This is a genomic window from Burkholderia sp. JP2-270, assembly GCF_003233675.1.
GTDB lineage: Bacteria > Pseudomonadota > Gammaproteobacteria > Burkholderiales > Burkholderiaceae > Burkholderia > Burkholderia pyrrocinia_C.
Genome location: NZ_CP029826.1, coordinates 716,939 through 734,496, shown reverse-complemented (window position 1 = coordinate 734,496; position 17,558 = coordinate 716,939). Strand labels below are relative to the sequence as shown.

Genomic DNA, 17,558 nt, shown 5'->3' with positions numbered 1-17,558 from the left:
ATTCAACCTTTACCGTGGAGCTGATGGGCGGCGCTGAAACCGGGCAACAGCCCTCGTGGCCGAAAACGGATCAGAACGATGGACAGAATCAGCACGATCGCCGAGGCGAGCGACGGATCCACGCGATAGCTGAGCAGCGTTTCAGCCGTGCCGACGAAGGCGCTGCCCAGCAGACTGCCGGCGATCGAACCGATACCGCCCAACACGATCACGAAGAACGCCTTGGCCAGATAGGCGACGCCAAGATGGGACTCAACCGATATCATCGGCGCGACAAGTACACCGGCCAGCGATGCGAGTGCGGCACCGCCACAGAACGCCAGCCGGTTCAGCCGTCGCGTGTCGATACCGACGGCCTCCGCCATCGCGGGGTGTTGGATTACAGCACGCAGTTGAATCCCGAAGCGCGTATAGGCGAATAGCAGCCAGCAACCGGTCGTCACCACCGCTGCAACGCCAATCACGAAGAGTCGATACGCTGGATAGCTGCCCCCCGGCACGGGAATCGCCCCATCTACGGGCGCGTACACCAACATCGGATGTGTGCCGAAAATCAGTTCGAGGGCTTTCTGGACGATCAAGCTGATCGCGTACGTCGCGAGCAATGTGTCGAGCGGACGATCGTAGAGCAGTCGGATCACGAGGCGCTCAAGGAACCACCCGAGCATCGCGCCAACCGCCGGCGCGACAAACAACGCGAGCCAGAACGCATGCGGCCCGCCCAACGATTGCGCCACTGCCAACGTGTAGGCCCCGATCGTCACCCATTCCGCGTGTGCGAGGTTCACAATGTCCATCAGGCCGAAGATGATCGCGAGACCTAGCGCGACCAGCGCGAGGATGCTCACATAGCTGAAAATGTTCAAGATTGTCGCCATCGTCAAAAGTCCGTCATTTCATGTCCGCCACGCCAATCCTGTCCAACTCGAAAGGCTGGGGAGTCTTGGTTGCACCAAACAAAGAAGTCGCCACTTCGTCGCCATCAATCTAAGTATCTCTTAGCCTTCAGGCTAAGAGATACTTAGTAAAAATCCCGCACTAACTAATGAAACTCTTAGGATGCCTCGATCCTCATCGACATCCTCTGTTTTCCCCAAGCGCCTGAAACAGGCTCGTCTGCGCTCGCGCCTCACCCAGGAGCAACTTGGGATCGCAGCGGGAATCGACGAATTCTCCGCAAGCGCGCGCGTGAACCAATATGAAAGCGGAAAGCACACCCCCAAGCTGCAGATGGGGCAACGGCTCGCCAGTGCACTGCAGGTTCCGACCAGTTTCCTTTACGAAGAAGATGATCTTCTCGCAAGTCTTCTCGCGACTGCCGCAAAGTTGCCTCGCGAAAAGAAAAAGACCCTCCTCAAGAGCGCTGAAGCGTTGGCGCAAACTGCCGCCCTGACCTCTCAGACCAAGTAATTTGTAGCTCACAGACTAAGAGTTACTTAGCAAAAACTGCGCTCCTGTCCCGGACACTCCGGGAATGTCCAGCGATGCCACCTCTCCCTCCGTGTTTCCCAAGCGCCTGAAACAGGCTCGATTGCGCTCGGGCCTAACACAGGAACAGCTCGGCATTCAGGCTGGCATCGACGAATTTTCCGCCAGCGCCCGCGTCAACCAATACGAAAAGGGCAAACATACGCCCACGCTTCAAACCAGCCAACGCCTGGCGCGCGCGATGCTCGTCCCGACCAGCTTCCTCTATGAGGACGACGACCTGCTCGCAAACCTTCTTGCCATCGCCGGCCGACTAAGCAAAGAGAAGAAAAGAGCACTCCTTGCGAGTGCGGAAGCACTCGCGCAGGAATAGCCCTCAAAGTCGCTCCTCATCGGGCGCATCGCAGCACCCTCTGTGCCGGCAACGACACCACATCCCCTCCCAATACGCCCCCTTGTTCTCTCGAGCAAACGACGCGTCGCCGATTTCGGTGACTGGACACCTTGCGCCCCGAAATACGCGACATGTCACGAATTCTGCGTCTCCGCTGCGGATCACGCTTGGCGCATCACCTATTTATTATCATTAAATCTACGCTCGCCGCGGCCAGTCGTCAATGCGCCCCATCCAAGCGTTTACCCGGTAATCCTCCTTCTGGCAGGATACTCCGCAGCTTGACAAGCACGGCCGATCACGACTACCGTTAATTTATTATAATTAATTGGAGGATGACATGAGAAGCGACCTGTGTGAACTGACTGCGTGGGAACTTAGCGGACTGTATGCGAACGGACGGACGTCGCCCGTCGATGTGATGAAGACCACCTTGGAACGGATCCAGTCATTGGATCCGACGGTCAACGCATTCTGCAAAGTCGCCGATGAGGCTCTCGAATTGGCGCGGGCGTCCGAGGCGCGCTGGCAACGTGCCGCGCCCCTCAGCCAACTCGACGGCGTCCCGGTCAGTATCAAGGACAACATCGCCGTTGCCGGACTCCCCACGCAATACGGATCGCGGGCAACAATGCCTGAAGCCGCCGCATCGGACAGTCCTAGCGTCGCGCGCCTGCGTGAGGCGGGGGCAATCTGCTTTGGCAAAACGACCATGCCGGATTTCGCACACAAGATCGTCACCGACAGTCCCCTCACCGGCACCACGCGCAATCCATGGGACCGCTCGCGTACGCCGGGTGGCAGCAGCGGAGGTGCGGCCGTCGCCGTTGCGCTCGGAATGGGCCCGGTGGCCATCGGCACGGACGGCGGCGGATCCATTCGTATCCCAGCTTCCTTCACCGGCGTCTTCGGATTCAAGCCCAGTTTTGGGCGAGTGCCCCACGCACCTCGCGGTCCCTTCGGTCTGCTCAGTCATGTCGGACCGATCACACGTTGCGTTGAGGATGCCGCGCAGATCCTAACGATCATCAGTCGCCCGGACAGCCGCGACTGGTACGCATTACCGTTCGAGGGAGCAGACTATGCGCGCGGGCTGTCATGCCTTCCCGTTCCGCGCGGTATTCGTATTGCGTGCAGTCCCACGCTCGGATTGCCTATCATCGCCGAGGCTGCAATCCACGATGCCGTGGTACGAACTGCAGCGATGTTTCGCGAACTTGGAGCACTCGTTCACGTCGCCGATCCGCCTGGCGTCGCGCAATGCAATGCGGTCCACACAACACTTTGGCGTGCATGCTGCCGTCAGCTCACGGATGGCATGACCGACAGGTGGGCCGAACTCGACCCGTCGCTGCAGGCATACGCGCAAGCCGGCAACGGTATCTCGCGGGGTGAGCTATTGGGCGCGCTGATCGAACGGGGAGAGCTGGGCGCCGCCGTCAATGCGTTTTTCGAGCGGCACGATCTCCTCATCTGCCCGGTGTATCCCGACGTGGCCCCCTCACTTACCGAAGTGAGTTTGAACGAAGCGTCGTTTCCGCATTTCACGGCTTGGTGCAATCAGCTGGGACTGCCGGCGGCAAGCCTCTATGCCGGTATGACCGCCACGCGCTTGCCCGTCGGCATCCAGATAGTAGGCAGTCGCCATGCCGATGCATTGGTGTTGTGGGCGAGCCATATGCTCGAACGCACGTTTGGGCGCCCCCCGTTCGGTGAGCTGACACGCGAGCTCTCCGCCGCTGCGGCCGGAGCAACGCCTGCCTAACGAGCTAGGAGCAGAAGTGGACTGGAACTCACCTGGATGCTTTAGCCGGCGTCACGATCGGAGCTCAGGTCCAACTCCGAATCCAGCACCAGCTTCTGCTGCAGCGCAGCGTGCACTGTGCGCAGCTGCGCATACGCTTCGTCCATGTGCTCGGTCATGAGCTGCGCGACCGCGTCGGCATCCCGGCGTCGCGCGGCGTCCAGTATCGCGCGGTGCGCGGCAACCGTGTGCCGCCCGAATGCCTGATAGTCCTGCTGTGTCACGTTTCCCGCCACGATCACGAGCGTGTGCAGCATCTGATTGATGATCTGGCACAGGCTGCGCAGAAACGCATTCGGATGCGCGGCAGCCAGTACATCGTGGAAATGGATATCCTCGTGTCGCTGGTCGAGCGCCTCGGCGTGACGTGCCTCGAACGGCTCGCAGACGGACACACTGCGCTCGAGCGCATCGAAGTCCGCGTCGCTCAGATGGGGAACCGCACCCGCTGCCACCATGGGTTCCAGCGTGCGGCGTACCGCATAAATGTCCTCGAGCGTGACGCTCTCGAAAAACAGATAGTTCTGCAGCGACTGGAATGCTCGGGCCAGTGGCACGCGCGTAATCGTCGCCCCGCCATCCGGCCCGGTACTCAGGCTCACGAGTCCTTGTATCTCCAGTGCCTTGAGCGCATCGCGCATCGAGCCGCGGCTGACGTTGAACATTTGCTGTAGCTCGGCCTCCTTGTTCAAGCGCTTTCCTGGCCGTGCCTGCCCGTCGTTAATCCAACGCTTGATCTGCTCGGCCACTTGGTCGCCGCGCTTGACTGCGCGCGAGCCTCGTTTATCCGGCTGCGCCGGCGACATCTTCTTTTCGGTTGTCGGTTTTCGCCCTGCCATATCGGTCACGTCCGTCGTTGGCCATTCACTGCTGTATTCCGGCGCCATTATCGGGCATCCGCGCCCGATACGGACAAATTTCCGGTTCCATGCAAGCCTCCCTCCCAAGGTTGGGAGTAGCCGGGATAGTGACCAGGGCCTACGCTGCAATCCGAACACCATACGCCGAGTACCCATCACTTCCCTGCATGTCTGTCACTCGATGTCGGTTGCCATCAGGAGAAATCCCTCATGTCACAGTCGGTGAAGTCATCTCAGATGCAATCCGCGCTTGCGACCATCCGGGCCACCCTCTCGGCCGACGGGCTAGATCTGGATCAACTTGCTGCACGCTTGCGTTTGCACGGCCCGGAAGCCGACCGGACACGGCAGATTCCAGATGCAGTTTGTGCACCCTCGGACGTTCCTGTGCTGAACTTGAATCTCGTTCCCGCCGCGTATGGAGGTTGCGTGGACGTGCAATCCCTGATGTCGCGCACCACACTGATGGAATATCTCGGGTACGCCGACGCGGCACTCGCGCTCGCGCTGCCCGGCCCCGGCCTCGCAATGCCGCCCGTCCTCGCACTCGGCAGCGGCGGGCAACAGACCCGCTTCTTCGAACGATTTCGCAGCGACACCCCGCGCTGGGGTGCGTTTGCCATTACGGAACCCGACTGCGGCTCGGATGCGACCGCGATGCGGACCACCGCTCGCAAGACGGCTCGCGGCTGGGTGCTGAACGGCACCAAGTGCTTCATCACCAATGGCGCACGCGCGGACGATGTCATCACGTTCGCCACCATCAATCGGCACGCTGGTCGCTTCGGTGTTCGAGCGTTCCATGTCGATCGCAATACCCCGGGCTTCTCCGTCGATCGCGTCGAGCAAATGGTGGGGCTGCGCGCCAGTCAACTCGCGGTTCTCTCCTACAACGACTGCGAAGTACCTGACAACGCGCTTCTCAGACGCGGTGACGAAAAGCCCCTCAACGACGCATTCTCGGGCGCACAACACGCATGGGACTACTTCCGTCCCCTGCTTTCCGCAGTCATGGTGGGCGCATGTCGACGAGTACGCGACGATCTCGCGGCCTACTTCGACGCAGGCGGAAATCCTGTGAATCAACGCCATCGCACTGCCGACGTGAACGACGCTCTGCTCGATATCGATCGGCAAATCACTACAGCCCAGTTGCTCTGCCGACACGCGGCGTGGAAAACAGATCAAGGAATGGCCACTTCGGAGGACGCGTCAATGGCCAAGGCGTACGCGTCACAAGTAGCCGCCCGCATCACCCGAGCTGCAATCGATCTCGCCGGCCTTGATGGTATCGCTGCCTTTCCGTCGCTTGAGCAAAGCTATCGCGATGCAAAGGCCTTCGACATCATGGAAGGTACCGGGGACCTGCAGCGACTCATGATTGCTCGCTCCACACTCCGCTCGGCTTCTCTTCCCTGGGAGGTCATCTCTCCCGCGCCGCACCGCTCTACAGAAGCGCACCCATCCTGAACCCATCCGAAACTTCGCACTGGAGATCGTTCATGGCAACCCATCCCGTTTCCCCCAGCTCCGCCAGCGTGTCCGAGACAGTGAAAGCTTGCTTGCTATCGGTACTTGGCAGCACCCTGAGCACCGAACTCATCGTAGACGACACCAACCTCTTCGATGTCGGTGTGGATTCGATGAATATGACGGACTTGCTGCTGCAACTCGAACAGCGCTTCGGTTTCACGCTGGCCCCCGAGGATCTATCCGCCGATCTGTTCCTGCGCTTCGGCAATCTCGTCTCTTTCGTCGAATCCCATGCGTCCTTCGACTAACTTCACTGGCGCCGAACCGCGCATTGTCGCCACGGCGCGATATATCCCACAGCACGATGTCCCGGCCGATGCACATTCCGAACCATTCATGGTTTCCGGTGGGTCCGCACGAGAGGACGTGATGCAAGCAGTGTATGCCGATACGCTGCGGTGGCGCGACAGTGGTGCCCCATTCGGCGTGGCCGGTATTCCGTTGCCGCAAGCATCACGGGCTACTGAAAACCGGGTCGCTGCGGAATCCGACCAGACATTGTCCGACATGGCACTTGCCACTGCGCGAACGCTGCTTGACTCGTCAGCTCAGGTCGAGGCGCTCACACTCGATCAAATCATCGTATGCACAACGAGCTTCGAGCATGATCTGGCATTGTCGTGCGCCTGCCGTCTCCACAGCGAACTTGGATCAAGCCGAGCACCGCTGGCGGTCGGCCAGCTTCAAGGCGTGTCGTTTCTGATGGCGTTGGAAATTGCCGTGGCGATGATGGCCGCTGACATCCGGCTGAATACCGTCGTGATTGTCGCCGCGGAGCGCTGGCGCCGGCCATTCTCACGTCGGATGGGTGCACTGGTCGACATGGGCGACGGGGCCGCTGCCGTCCTGATCGCGAGACACCCCAGCCCCGGATGGCGGGTACGCGGGCTCACGGTACGGACGCCAGGAATCCCACCCCTGGCAAGCGAGCGCGAACCCATCTACACATCGACCCTCACGGATGTCATTGGCGAGACGTGCGCAAGCGCGGGTTTTCAACCTGGCAATGTCGACTGGGTACTTCCGGCGCCAATCGACACTCATCTGGCTCACGAAATCCACACGCGCTGTGAATTGCGGCCCGAACGTGCCTGCCACATATGCATGGACGCGCCCGGCCATTTCTGCGCAGCCGACACGCCCGCGCGACTCGACGCGCTGCTGCAATCGATCAACCCTAACGAGGGGCAACATGCCCTCGTTTGGTCTGCCGGTTTCCAAGGGCAAGCCGGTTGCGCGCTCCTTGAATTTCGTCGAGGTGGATCATGATTGCGTCGCAACAAGCCAGCTCCCTTGCTCTGTCTGGCATCGCGTTCAACCTGCCAGATCGGACTGTGGATGCGCATCGCTGGGCGGAGCGCTGTGGTCAGCCGTCGACTCGTGCGCGTGCACTGATCGAAAACGGCGTAACGCAGTTCCACGACGCAGCTGGCGAATCACCCGTGACACTTGCCGTCGACGCTATATCGTCCCTGCTGCGCAACACCAGAACAGCACCCGAAACGATCGATGCATTCGTGTACACGCACACGATTCAGACCAGCGTTATCGCACCACCCGCGAGTACTACGCAACAGATCCAGTCCCAAATGAATCTGAACCGTGCGCTGGCATTTTCAATCATGCAACAGCACTGCGTCTCACCAATGGCCGCGATTCGTGTGTTGCAGGCACTCGCCTCGCGACAACTCACCATCCGGCGCGCGATTGTGGTCTGCGCCGACGTGATCGGTTCCCACTGCGATCGGCTGCGAGCAATCCAGGATCTTGCGCTCCATAGCGACGGTGCCTGTGCGCTGCTGCTAGAACGAGGCGGTCACCGAAACGCGATCGCGGGCTTGCACTTGTATACAGACGGACGATCCTTCCGCGGTACGGACGAGGATCTGCAGCCGGTTCCCGACGATCGATACTACTGGTCAGCGTTCACGACCATGCGTGCCGCCATTCAGCAAGCGGGCATTACGACACGCGAGATTACGCACGTACTGCCTCACCACGCCAATCTTCCGGGCTGGTCCAGGCTGATGGCAATGCTAGCCATCCCTCGCGAGCGGCTCTTCACGGCGAACTTCGCGCCGATCGGCCACGTCTTTGGCGCCGATCCCTTCATTAACTTCCAGACATGTTCGAACCGGGAACCGGGCGGTTACTCGCTGCTGTTCTCATGTGGCCTAGCAGGGTGCTTTGGTGCGATGGTGGTCCGCCACTGATCAGCCCATCGATTTCCTTTCAACACTCGACATTCGATCCGGATACCATCATGAGAAACATACTGGACCTCGTGCAAGCCGCTGCAAGCCGCACACCTGATGCGGAAGCGCTCGTCTGCGGTTCCGCCCGAGTAAGCTACCAGGATCTGGCTCTCCGCGCGCGCGGTATGGGTGACGCGCTCCACGCACTTGGGTTCACGGCCGGCGCGCGCATTGCGATTTATCTGGACAAACGTGTCGAGACGGTCGTGTCGATGCTGGGTGCCGCCGCGGCGCAATGCGTGTTCGTTCCCATCAATCCGCTCCTCAAACCCCAGCAGGTCGATCATATCCTGCTCGACTCCGGTGCCGATTGCCTGATTACCAGCGCGCTGCGCGCGCGGGTCCTTGACGAACATGGTCTTACCGGCGTTTCCAACACAATCATCGTGGACGATGCCGGCTCCGCCAGCCGACATCTCCGAACAACAACACACGTTCAAAGCTGGCCCGAGTCCGCAAGAGGAAATCGCACGAAACGCGATAGTGAAAATCCACCACAATCACCGGCGTCGGCCAATGTCGACACGGATCTGGCCGCCATTCTCTACACATCAGGCTCGACTGGATTGCCGAAAGGCGTGATGCTGAGCCACCGCAACCTGCTCGAAGGTGCCTGGAGCGTTGCTCACTATCTGAACAACGTCTCATCCGATCGAATCCTCGCCGCCCTGCCGCTCAGTTTCGATGCTGGCCTGAGTCAGCTCACATCGGCCTGGGCGGCGGGAGCCACCGCCGTGCTCATCAACTATCTGGCACCGCAAGACGTCATTGATGCCTGCGTGAGCGAACGCATTACAGCGATCACGGGCGTACCGCCATTGTGGATGCAACTGGCCCGTGCGGCTTGGCCCGAAACGGCACGCCGGACGCTACGCTACTTCGCGAATACCGGCGGCAAGCTGCCGGCGCCCGTCTTGCAGCAACTCCGGGCATTGTTTCCGCAGGCCAAACCCTATCTAATGTATGGCCTGACCGAGGCATTTCGCTCCACGTTTCTCGACCCCTCAGAGGTCGATCGTCGCCCCGATTCCATCGGGAAAGCCGTACCTAACGCCCGAATTCTGGTCGTTCGCGTTGATGGCTCGCCTTGTGGACCGGACGAAACCGGAGAACTCGTCCATGTCGGAGCCTGCGTCACGCTCGGTTATTGGAATGACGCGACGCGCACAGCCCAGCGCTATCGACCTTCGCCCGAGATGAAACCCGGTGGCGCGCCGCGAGATCGCGCTGTCTGGTCAGGTGATCTGGTACGGCGAGATGCAGAAGGATTTCTGTACTTCGTCGCACGCAACGACGCCCAAATCAAGAGTTCCGGTTATCGCATCAGCCCGGAAGAGATCGAAGAAGTCGTTTACGACAGCGGTCTTGTCACGGAAGCGCTTGCCCTGGGCATTCCTGACGATGAACTTGGCGAAGCGATCGTCCTGTTGGTCGTGCCGGTCGCCAATGGCTTCGATGCTCAAATGCTTCAGGCCTGGTGCGTGGAGCATTTGCCACGCTACATGGTGCCGCATCGCATCGTGGTCCGCGAGACAGTTCCGCGCAACCCTAACGGGAAATTCGATCGAGCCGCATTGCGCGCCGCCTTCTCCAGTCCGAACGCCGCCGCCGAAGTGAGGCAATCATGAACGGGCTGTTTGGCGAGCGCGAAGGCGTCCTCACCGTCGGCGGCGTCGAGATCAATCGCCTGGCCGATCGCGCAGGGCGCACGCCGTTCTTCGCCTATGATCGCGCAACGCTCGACGAGCGTGTATGCACGCTGCGCGATACGCTGCCAGCCGGTATCGACCTGCAATACTCGATCAAGGCCAACCCAATGCCCGCGGTCGTCCATCACCTCGCGACACAGATGGACGGGTTTGACGTGGCATCGGCCAACGAGATGGCACTTGCGCTGAACGCGGGCATGCCCGCAGAACAGATCGGCTTCGCCGGCCCCGGAAAGAGCCGCGACGACTTGCGTCGCGCCGTCGCAAGCGGGGTCAACATTCACCTCGAATCGACCACGCAGTTGCACCTCGTGACTGCGCTCGGCTGGGAGCTCGGCGTGCAGCCCAAGGTCGCCATCCGAGTCAACCCAGACTTTCACGTCGATCACAGCGGCATGCGCATGGGTGGCGGGGCCACCCCTTTTGGGCTCGATGCGGAGCAGGTGCCCGAGCTACTGCGCGAGCTCGATGCAAGGGAAGTGGCACTGGCCGGCTTTCATATTTTCTGGGGGTCCCAGTGTTTGCACGCCCCGACCGTCGTCGAAGCTCAACGCAAGAGCGCGGATCTCGCCGTGAGATTGGCCGGCGGCCTGCCAGTCGCGCCGCAATACGTGAACTTCGGAGGCGGTTTCGGCATCCCCTATTTCGCGGGGGAAACACCACTCGACCTCGCTGCGGTCACCGATGCCATGCATGATTGGCTCGACGTATTCCGCGGTCGTTTACCGGGCACACGCACGGTCCTGGAATTTGGGCGATATTTGGTCGGGGAAGCCGGCATCTATGTCTGCCGAGTGATCGATCGCAAGGTATCCCGAGACCGAACGTTCCTGATTACCGATGGCGGCCTGCACCACCATCTGGCTGCATCGGGAAACTTCGGGCAGATCCTGCGCCGCAATTTTCCGGTCACCATCGGGAATCGCCAAACACAAGCCCCGACGGAGCGTTGCCACATCGTCGGATGCCTGTGCACGCCCCTCGACCGGATCGCCGACGACGTGCTGCTTCCCGAGGCTCGCATTGGGGACTTTGTGGTCGTATTCCAATCAGGTGCGTATGGCCGCTCGGCCAGCCCTAGGGACTTTCTCGGCCACCCTGATGCGATCGAGATGCTCGTCTGACCACCCTCGTCCTTTGTGGAGGATTGTGATGTTCTCCCCCGACTCCTTCCCGCCAGGGCCCGCTCCGGCGCCGTGGGCACTGACCGATGATCAACGCAACCTCTATATCGCGAGCCAACGCTTCGCGCGCAACCGACTGGAGCCCCTGCTTGCCGGTTCACCCAGCGTAGCAGCGTGGCAAGAAACCGTCAGACTCGCGGCCGCAACACTTGATCTTGGAGCAATGGTTTTACCCGAGGAATTCGGCGGCCTGGGAATCGACCGTCACGGCCTGGCACTTGTTGTCGAAGCGCTCGCCGCTGGACCGCTTGAGCGTGCGTTGGAGTTGACGCTGACAGCACCCGCGCTCATTGTGCTCCGGACGCACAATGCACTCGGTCCAGTTCTGGCTCGGCCAGTTCAGGCGTATTTTGACGGCACAACAGCGATCGCGTTGTCCGTGCCCGACATCGACAACGCAACAATATGGCAACTCGGTCCACTGGGCGACGCTGTGACCCTCGCCATGCGGATAGATGACAAGCGGCGCCTCCTCCTCACCGAGCGCCCACGTGATCAGCGACCGTCGAGATCGACAGGCATCGCGACGCTCAGCACCCTCGTTTTGGAGCAATTGCATTCGGACGAAGCCGCGGCCGAAACGCCCCTCGCCGTGATTGCGCGAGCCGACAGCGATAGCGTTCCTCCCGCGCAAACGTACATGACGGAAATCGGCCTCTATCTCGCTGCGCTCTTGACGGGCGCCATGCAACATAGCGTCCGGTTTGCGTTCGATTACGCGACGACTCGGCAAGCGTTCCGAAAGCCGCTAGCAAGCCACCAGCTCGTCGCGGCGCGATTATCCGACATACTGATCGTCACCCATGGCACTCACCTGTTTTTGCAGGCAGTAAGGACGGCTCGCCCGTCGGCGCCGGTCCCGTTAGTCCGTCAGTTACTGCGACACGTCGCGGCCGAGTCTGTCAGCGTCAGTCGCGAATTCGTGCAGCTTTGCGGCGGCCATGGTTATGTTGAGGGGCTCCCGCCGGCAGCCCGGTTCCAGACGGGCCACTGGTTTGCCTTCCTGCTGCAGCGCATCGACACAGCGCTCGGCTGGCTCGCGGAGCCGCGGATGGCGAATGGGGAGGTCGACGGATGAATGGCTGCGCCCCTACGGATGGCACGCCTCAGCCCTCAATAGACAACGCTGCATCGCATGCAACGTCCTCTACTTTCTGGCTACGCGAACCAAGGCCGGATGACATCGACGACATCGTCACCTGGCTCACCCAGCCGACCATCAGCCGGTGGTTCGACTTCGGGCTCGGCCGCCAAACCCTACCCGCATTGGCGGTGCAAGCAATGGTCCATAGCAGACAGCATCGAATACGCGTATTCGGTTCGGTTGGCTATACAGTGCCGAGCGGTGTGGTCGCCGTCAGTGATGTCACGCATTGCTTCGCGACGGGCTCATTTTGGATCCTTCGCGACCGGTTACGGCCAACCTGCGTCAATATGGCTTTCAACGCAGCGACATACCTTCTTCATGAAGCGTTCGTCCGTGATCGGCTGCGGTGCATCACTGCATGGGCTGTCGACTGCAATGTTCCGTCGCAACGTCTGCTCGCGCGCCTGGGTTTTCGTCTGATCGGACTGCAACGAGACTGTCATCTCATCGATAGCACGCGCGTCGGGCGGCTCCTTTATGACCTGCTGCCCGAGGACCTTGCGCGACCACGCACACCATGAATGCACCCGTGATCACGGCACTTGCCAGCTATGTGCCGCGCACTGTCGCTGTACATCGCGAGTGCGGAATCGAGCCGACGCACGGTGCTCCGATACGGTCCGGTTGGCACGCATGGGTCGCGTCGTGGCAAGCAGATTACGCCCCCAACACCACCAAGAATGCGGCTGCAACCAGACGCGCTGCAGCCGACAGAGCGCCGGACGAATCTCGCTGTGTGCCGGTTGAGCGCGATACCGATCTGTCCGGCCTGGCCGCCAAAGTGGCGCAGACAATATGTGCTGCGCGGCCAGCCAGTGCAGCGCCGATCAATATTGCAATGTTCTGCCACAGTAGCCTCAACGAGCATGTGTCCACAACGACCGCTGGACGCTTGCGTGCAGTAATCGGCACGCCGTGCTTCCCGTTCTCCATCTCCCAACAGCAGGGGGCCTCCACGTTCACGGCCCTCCAGCTGGCAAGTGATCTGCTGATTGCGGAGCCCGCAATCCACACCATTTTGATCGTCGCTGCAGAAAAGTGGTGCCCGCCGTTCTCGCGATGGACGGATCAGGGAATCGTGCAAGGCGACGCAGCCGGTGCCATCCTGGTGGAACGCTCCAGACCCACGGCTTGCGGACTGGTGGTGATCGACGCACGCGCCAGCCGCCTCCACCGGTTCGCGCCACCCGCCCCGCTCTCAAGCCTAGACATCCGCACCGATTGGGTTCCGGCGCTGCAATCGACGATCGATGCGATACTGCTCCGACACGCGCTTCAGCCCAACGACCTCGACACCGTCGTAGGAGCAGGAATAGATCCGCAGCTTGATGAAGCTATTAGCCGACATCTCAGTCGCCGTGTCGTTGAATTTTCTGACCGCCACCGCGCCCATCTAGGCGCCGCCGAACCTATCGTGCGGCTCGCCAACGCACTCGAATCTCACGACCTGTCAGTGTGCGATCGAATCCTGACGTGGAGCATCGGCATGGGCGGTTTCGTCGGTTGCGCACTGTTCGAATCGCATGGCAGGCCGCTCTTATATCTCAATCCGCCATGAGCACCTCTATCGGGATCGTCCATACCGCTTACTATGTGCCTGAGCCGGTCGAAGACGTCCACAGCTGGGCCCAACGAACCAAGCAGTCCGCCGAGACCGTCAAACGCCTCGAAAAAGCGGGGGTGCGCTTGTTCTATGACGCTCGGGGACAGACTGCGCTTTCGCTCGCCTCGAATGCCATCCAATCGCTCGTTCGTGCGACCCATCTTGCTCCCGACACGATCGACTTTCTCGTCTACGTTCATACGCTTCAGGGCAGCGTCGCCCCACCACCGCTATCCTTGCCACGCCTGCTATGCGAACACTTTGGTTTCGAGCAGGCTGAGGCATTCTCGTTTGCACAACAGCATTGCGCCTCATCACTGGGCGCGCTACGGATCATTCGCGCGATGTTTGCCGCCCGTCCGGCCATCAACCGCGGCCTGCTGGTCGGCGCGGACGTCATGCCCCTCGCAAACGACCGGTCAATAGCCGGGGCGGGATTACTCAGCGACGGCGCATGTGCTGTACTCGTCGAACGCGATACCTCGATCAATCGATTGGTCTCGCTGGCCTTTCACGCGAGTGGAGAAGGTTGGCGAGGCACACTGGGAGAAGATGAATCGCGTTTCGCAGCTCAGTACTTCTTTGCGGCGCGTCGACTCGCGACGCAAACGAGCGCTGAGGCGAATGTGCCCCTAGCTGAAATTCAGCGCATCTTGCCTTCCCATCTTGATCTGCCAACCTGGCGCCGAACTACGGCATCGCTCGGTCTTCCAGCACGCTGCCTGTTTACTGACAACTTTGCTCGCGTCGCGCATGTGACGGTCAGCGATCCATTCATCAATCTCGTCGACTGCGATGATCTGGTTCCCGGTAAGCCTTTCCTGCTATGCGCCCGCGGAGTGGGAGGATTTTCCGCGGCGGCGCTCTTCATTCGCTAACAGGATCGTTGAATTCAGGAAATTTCGCCGACGGTGCGCCACACGATCGCTAAATACGTCGCAATATCGCCCCAGTTCCGGACGATGATATTCAAAATAAAATCGCGTATTCTATTATTACAATCTATTGGATGACGTTCCGGTTCAAACCATTAGACTCCACATTAGCTACGCACCCAACGTCCATCTCGACGCAACCTCCGACGTCGGCCATCGCATAGCGAGTGCGCAGGTATTCAGCACCCCACTACCATACCGTTTGCCGGAGTCGCTGCCACAGTGATGGCGCCCTGCTCCAGCATTTCTCTTGAATGCCACTAGGCAATAAGTGAGGCAGAAGTCATGAGAACGCGATTTCGCCATCGCACAAGCAAAAAAGCGTCCAAGCCACCACCGTGGAATGTCACATTAGCCACCCGAATGGCACCAATCCTGTCTCTCTTTACCGATGCAAAGGATATTTCTTCTCTTTCTGACTTGCTTGGCAATGCGGTGCTTCCATTGGGTTTTCCATGTTACGCCGTCACACGGATCTCCCTGACTTGCATTCGCTCTAGACCTAGCATGTCTATGGAGGCAATCTGCTCGCATTATCCCAATAACTGGGTGCAGCACTATCTACAGCACAACTATGGCCCCGTTGATCCCGTACATCGAGCGGCTTTTACTTCCTCAGGACCTTATCGCTGGGGCGATATTACCGACTTGAACCATGCTGAGCGACATGTGCTCGTGGAAGCATGCGACGCCGGACTCAAAAACGGGCTGAGCATTCCAATTCGTGAGATCGGGGGCAGTATTTTGCTCATCAATCTGTCAGGGCCGTCATCCCGTATCAATGCGGGGACGAGTCGGCAACTCGCGAGCGTAATCAGCAATCTATTCCGTTTGGAGCTGGATCGGTTCGCTCCTCCCCATCCGAGGGCGTTCATTCAGCTTTCCCCGCGTCAGCGCCAATGTCTTTCATGGGTCGCACAAGGAAAAACATCGACGGATATCTGCATGATTCTCGAAATATCCCGCCATACCGTCGAATATCATATCACTGAAGCAATGAAGGTCCTGAACGTGAATAGCAGGATAGCAGCCGCCGTCATTGCCTCCAATTACGGCCTACTTGATTAGCCACCTTATTTTCAGTCAAATTTTCCCGTGTGCGAGCGCGTCGCCGGGATGATTTAACCATGCCCCCGGGCCTCTCGAATCCCATATATTGAATAATTCCGGACCAACCAGAGATCTTCAATCTCGCACGGATTATGCACGGCCAATATTCATTTTCGCCTCCTCCCTACCTAACTAGTTCCTGTTGTTGTTTCGACTTGATACGGTGGCGGCCATCAATAAATGATGGAGAACGCAAATGCCACTCATTATCGCGGGTAGGTTGAGCGACTTACCGCTTGAACTTCGTGATGGACTCGGCGCGTTCCGGTACGACGTGTTCGTGCGCCGTCTCGGCTGGCCGCTACCCGATGTTAAGGAAAATGAAACCATAGAATGGGACCACTTCGATGGCGAAAACACCATTCAGATTGTCGAACTTGCTCCCGAACGGCAGATATGTGGTTGCGCACGCCTGATGCCTACTACCGCCCCATACCTGCTCCGAGAACTACTTCCTCGATCGTCGGACCTCGACTTTCCCTCGTCACCCACCGTATGGGAGCTATCGCGGTTTGCCGGCTCGGGCATGCAACTCTTTCCCTATGTTATGGCCGTCGCGGCATCCCTCGGCGCGACCCGCATCATTGGTGTCGTCACCCAGGCCATCGCACGACTGTATCGCCGCTTTGGCCTCGATCTTCAGTATGTGGGACCTCATCCGGAGACCGCTAGCTCCCCGTTCGTCGTCTGTGCCATTGATCTGACGCCCGCCGCGTTCGCCAAACTTGGATCCGATCTCGATAGTCTCCGCTCTTCAATCACGTGGCATCGTCCGCTCACGCCGAATGTTCCTGGCTCGCTGGGGACCGCGCCACGGGTTGCTCATTGCGCGTTGCGCGGCAGACGTGTAATAGATCCCGTCCCGGCGGGAACCGTCGCGCTCCGCCGGAATTGATGCGCTCGACTTCCAAGACCACAGCTAGGATGTGGATCGCCGCCGATGATGCCGGTTATCCGCATCCTTTACCCAATCCGGCCGAATGGCGGACGCGTAGGCCTGACCGGTGCGTGAACCTTCGCCGCTTGCCTGTGCCCTCAGTCCGAGACGTTCGTCAATTGCATGAGCGACAGTCGAAGATTTTGGCAGACGGCCGTCATCGCAGTCGGCCCAGAACATGTGCATCGCGTCGAACAATACTGCGAGGATCGCGGTCAGGTAAGGCAGCCGGACGGTTACACCGCCGCCCATTGAATCGCCATCAACAGGACCGTAGTGCTCGCTCGGCACGTCGGCCGGCATATCAATCCGTAGCGCATCGAGTTCACGCTGCAATCGCTCTTCAACGCAATAGTGCGCGGTCGCCGAGTTCGCCAGGACCTTGCCGAGCTCGCACAGCTTCTCGTCTTTCAGTTGAACGCATCTTGTGAGACGACGAATCTGCGTTTCGGCCCTTCGCAAACGGAACTGTAAGGTCGCGCATTCGCAGGCCAGTGCCGAGCATGCGTTTGTATCACTCGATCGCCAAACATTATCGCGTTGCTCCATAGCAGGCCTCGCCTCGAACGTGGCGATATGTACTCCACACACCGCGAGAAATCGGATCTCTGATGCACCGAACTGACCGGACTCATCGCGCCGGCCCAGATGAGTGCGTC

18 protein-coding genes are annotated in these 17,558 nt (G+C 59.9%); 15 read left to right on the top strand and 3 right to left on the bottom strand.

Annotated features, from left to right (window positions below; translation table 11 throughout):
* Positions 1 to 2 precede the first annotated feature (2 nt).
* Entirely contained in the window at positions 3 to 878 is an 876-nt protein-coding gene (locus DM992_RS36045; protein ID WP_111020978.1) for a branched-chain amino acid ABC transporter permease, read from the bottom strand.
* Between the two features lie 181 nt (positions 879 to 1,059).
* On the opposite strand from DM992_RS36045, the gene DM992_RS36040 reads away from it, so the two are divergent.
* From DM992_RS36040 to DM992_RS36030, 3 genes are all read left to right on the top strand, one after another.
* Positions 1,060 to 1,410, top strand: a complete 351-nt coding sequence (locus tag DM992_RS36040) for a helix-turn-helix transcriptional regulator (protein ID WP_111020977.1) — start codon at positions 1,060 to 1,062, stop codon at positions 1,408 to 1,410.
* Between the two features lie 64 nt (positions 1,411 to 1,474).
* Positions 1,475 to 1,801: a helix-turn-helix transcriptional regulator gene (locus DM992_RS36035; protein WP_059676234.1), complete on the top strand. Its 327-nt coding sequence runs from the start codon at positions 1,475 to 1,477 to the stop codon at positions 1,799 to 1,801.
* 361 nt (positions 1,802 to 2,162) lie between these two features.
* Entirely contained in the window at positions 2,163 to 3,587 is a 1,425-nt protein-coding gene (locus tag DM992_RS36030) for an amidase family protein (protein ID WP_111021614.1), read from the top strand.
* Between the two features lie 41 nt (positions 3,588 to 3,628).
* On the opposite strand, the gene DM992_RS36025 is transcribed toward DM992_RS36030, so the two are convergent.
* Entirely contained in the window at positions 3,629 to 4,465 is an 837-nt protein-coding gene (locus DM992_RS36025; RefSeq protein WP_111021613.1) for an FCD domain-containing protein, read from the bottom strand.
* A 231-nt stretch (positions 4,466 to 4,696) separates the two neighbouring features.
* Between DM992_RS36025 and DM992_RS36020 the strand changes: the two genes are divergently transcribed.
* The 12 genes from DM992_RS36020 to DM992_RS35965 all read left to right on the top strand — a co-directional run bounded on the left by DM992_RS36020 (position 4,697) and on the right by DM992_RS35965 (position 16,857).
* Positions 4,697 to 5,956, top strand: a complete 1,260-nt coding sequence (locus DM992_RS36020; protein WP_111020976.1) for an acyl-CoA dehydrogenase family protein — start codon at positions 4,697 to 4,699, stop codon at positions 5,954 to 5,956.
* A 32-nt stretch (positions 5,957 to 5,988) separates the two neighbouring features.
* Positions 5,989 to 6,267, top strand: coding sequence for an acyl carrier protein (locus tag DM992_RS36015; protein WP_111020975.1), 279 nt, complete (start codon positions 5,989 to 5,991; stop codon positions 6,265 to 6,267).
* 121 nt (positions 6,268 to 6,388) lie between these two features.
* The gene (locus DM992_RS36010) at positions 6,389 to 7,288 is read left to right on the top strand and encodes a 3-oxoacyl-[acyl-carrier-protein] synthase III C-terminal domain-containing protein (RefSeq protein ID WP_233634236.1); all 900 of its coding nucleotides are present in this window, start codon (positions 6,389 to 6,391) and stop codon (positions 7,286 to 7,288) included.
* The gene (locus DM992_RS36005) at positions 7,285 to 8,232 is read left to right on the top strand and encodes a 3-oxoacyl-[acyl-carrier-protein] synthase III C-terminal domain-containing protein (protein ID WP_111020973.1); all 948 of its coding nucleotides are present in this window, start codon (positions 7,285 to 7,287) and stop codon (positions 8,230 to 8,232) included. Before DM992_RS36010 ends, DM992_RS36005 begins: the two co-directional genes overlap by 4 nt.
* A gap of 50 nt (positions 8,233 to 8,282) precedes the next feature.
* Positions 8,283 to 9,902, top strand: coding sequence for an acyl-CoA ligase (AMP-forming), exosortase A system-associated (locus DM992_RS36000; RefSeq protein ID WP_111020972.1), 1,620 nt, complete (start codon positions 8,283 to 8,285; stop codon positions 9,900 to 9,902).
* A complete protein-coding gene (locus DM992_RS35995) occupies positions 9,899 to 11,107 on the top strand; it encodes a pyridoxal-dependent decarboxylase, exosortase A system-associated (protein WP_111020971.1) in 1,209 nt (402 codons plus the stop codon). The genes DM992_RS36000 and DM992_RS35995 overlap by 4 nt, the downstream gene beginning before the upstream one ends.
* Positions 11,108 to 11,135: 28 nt before the next feature.
* Complete coding sequence (locus DM992_RS35990) at positions 11,136 to 12,245, top strand: acyl-CoA dehydrogenase family protein (protein WP_111020970.1); 1,110 nt, start codon at positions 11,136 to 11,138, stop codon at positions 12,243 to 12,245.
* On the top strand, positions 12,242 to 12,835 hold the full coding sequence (locus tag DM992_RS35985; RefSeq protein WP_111020969.1) for a GNAT family protein: 594 nt from the start codon (positions 12,242 to 12,244) through the stop codon (positions 12,833 to 12,835). Before DM992_RS35990 ends, DM992_RS35985 begins: the two co-directional genes overlap by 4 nt.
* Entirely contained in the window at positions 12,832 to 13,872 is a 1,041-nt protein-coding gene (locus tag DM992_RS35980) for a 3-oxoacyl-ACP synthase (protein ID WP_111020968.1), read from the top strand. The genes DM992_RS35985 and DM992_RS35980 overlap by 4 nt, the downstream gene beginning before the upstream one ends.
* Complete coding sequence (locus DM992_RS35975) at positions 13,869 to 14,795, top strand: 3-oxoacyl-ACP synthase (RefSeq protein ID WP_111020967.1); 927 nt, start codon at positions 13,869 to 13,871, stop codon at positions 14,793 to 14,795. The genes DM992_RS35980 and DM992_RS35975 overlap by 4 nt, the downstream gene beginning before the upstream one ends.
* A gap of 342 nt (positions 14,796 to 15,137) precedes the next feature.
* Positions 15,138 to 15,920, top strand: coding sequence for an autoinducer binding domain-containing protein (locus tag DM992_RS35970; protein WP_081070016.1), 783 nt, complete (start codon positions 15,138 to 15,140; stop codon positions 15,918 to 15,920).
* Positions 15,921 to 16,158: 238 nt separating this feature from the next.
* Positions 16,159 to 16,857 (top strand): acyl-homoserine-lactone synthase, encoded by a 699-nt coding sequence (locus DM992_RS35965; RefSeq protein WP_111020966.1) that lies wholly within the window; start codon positions 16,159 to 16,161, stop codon positions 16,855 to 16,857.
* Between the two features lie 24 nt (positions 16,858 to 16,881).
* On the opposite strand, the gene DM992_RS35960 is transcribed toward DM992_RS35965, so the two are convergent.
* Positions 16,882 to 17,448: a hypothetical protein gene (locus tag DM992_RS35960; protein ID WP_200059252.1), complete on the bottom strand. Its 567-nt coding sequence runs from the start codon at positions 17,446 to 17,448 to the stop codon at positions 16,882 to 16,884.
* Positions 17,449 to 17,558: the final 110 nt, after the last annotated feature.

What these genes read in the sequence shown, in the direction of transcription:
- DM992_RS35995 (WP_111020971.1), top strand. Translation starts at nt 9,899, where the DNA reads ATGAACGGGCTGTTTGGCGAGCGCGAAGGCGTCCTCACCGTCGGCGGC.
- DM992_RS36020 (WP_111020976.1), top strand. Translation starts at nt 4,697, where the DNA reads ATGTCACAGTCGGTGAAGTCATCTCAGATGCAATCCGCGCTTGCGACC.
- DM992_RS35990 (WP_111020970.1), top strand. Translation starts at nt 11,136, where the DNA reads ATGTTCTCCCCCGACTCCTTCCCGCCAGGGCCCGCTCCGGCGCCGTGG.
- DM992_RS36040 (WP_111020977.1), top strand. Translation starts at nt 1,060, where the DNA reads ATGCCTCGATCCTCATCGACATCCTCTGTTTTCCCCAAGCGCCTGAAA.
- DM992_RS35960 (WP_200059252.1), bottom strand. Translation starts at nt 17,448, where the DNA reads ATGGAGCAACGCGATAATGTTTGGCGATCGAGTGATACAAACGCATGC.
- DM992_RS36035 (WP_059676234.1), top strand. Translation starts at nt 1,475, where the DNA reads ATGTCCAGCGATGCCACCTCTCCCTCCGTGTTTCCCAAGCGCCTGAAA.
- DM992_RS36025 (WP_111021613.1), bottom strand. Translation starts at nt 4,465, where the DNA reads ATGGCAGGGCGAAAACCGACAACCGAAAAGAAGATGTCGCCGGCGCAG.
- DM992_RS35975 (WP_111020967.1), top strand. Translation starts at nt 13,869, where the DNA reads ATGAGCACCTCTATCGGGATCGTCCATACCGCTTACTATGTGCCTGAG.
- DM992_RS35985 (WP_111020969.1), top strand. Translation starts at nt 12,242, where the DNA reads ATGAATGGCTGCGCCCCTACGGATGGCACGCCTCAGCCCTCAATAGAC.
- DM992_RS36005 (WP_111020973.1), top strand. Translation starts at nt 7,285, where the DNA reads ATGATTGCGTCGCAACAAGCCAGCTCCCTTGCTCTGTCTGGCATCGCG.
- DM992_RS35970 (WP_081070016.1), top strand. Translation starts at nt 15,138, where the DNA reads ATGAGAACGCGATTTCGCCATCGCACAAGCAAAAAAGCGTCCAAGCCA.
- DM992_RS36015 (WP_111020975.1), top strand. Translation starts at nt 5,989, where the DNA reads ATGGCAACCCATCCCGTTTCCCCCAGCTCCGCCAGCGTGTCCGAGACA.
- DM992_RS35965 (WP_111020966.1), top strand. Translation starts at nt 16,159, where the DNA reads ATGCCACTCATTATCGCGGGTAGGTTGAGCGACTTACCGCTTGAACTT.
- DM992_RS36010 (WP_233634236.1), top strand. Translation starts at nt 6,389, where the DNA reads ATGCAAGCAGTGTATGCCGATACGCTGCGGTGGCGCGACAGTGGTGCC.
- DM992_RS36045 (WP_111020978.1), bottom strand. Translation starts at nt 878, where the DNA reads ATGGCGACAATCTTGAACATTTTCAGCTATGTGAGCATCCTCGCGCTG.
- DM992_RS35980 (WP_111020968.1), top strand. Translation starts at nt 12,832, where the DNA reads ATGAATGCACCCGTGATCACGGCACTTGCCAGCTATGTGCCGCGCACT.
- DM992_RS36030 (WP_111021614.1), top strand. Translation starts at nt 2,163, where the DNA reads ATGAGAAGCGACCTGTGTGAACTGACTGCGTGGGAACTTAGCGGACTG.
- DM992_RS36000 (WP_111020972.1), top strand. Translation starts at nt 8,283, where the DNA reads ATGAGAAACATACTGGACCTCGTGCAAGCCGCTGCAAGCCGCACACCT.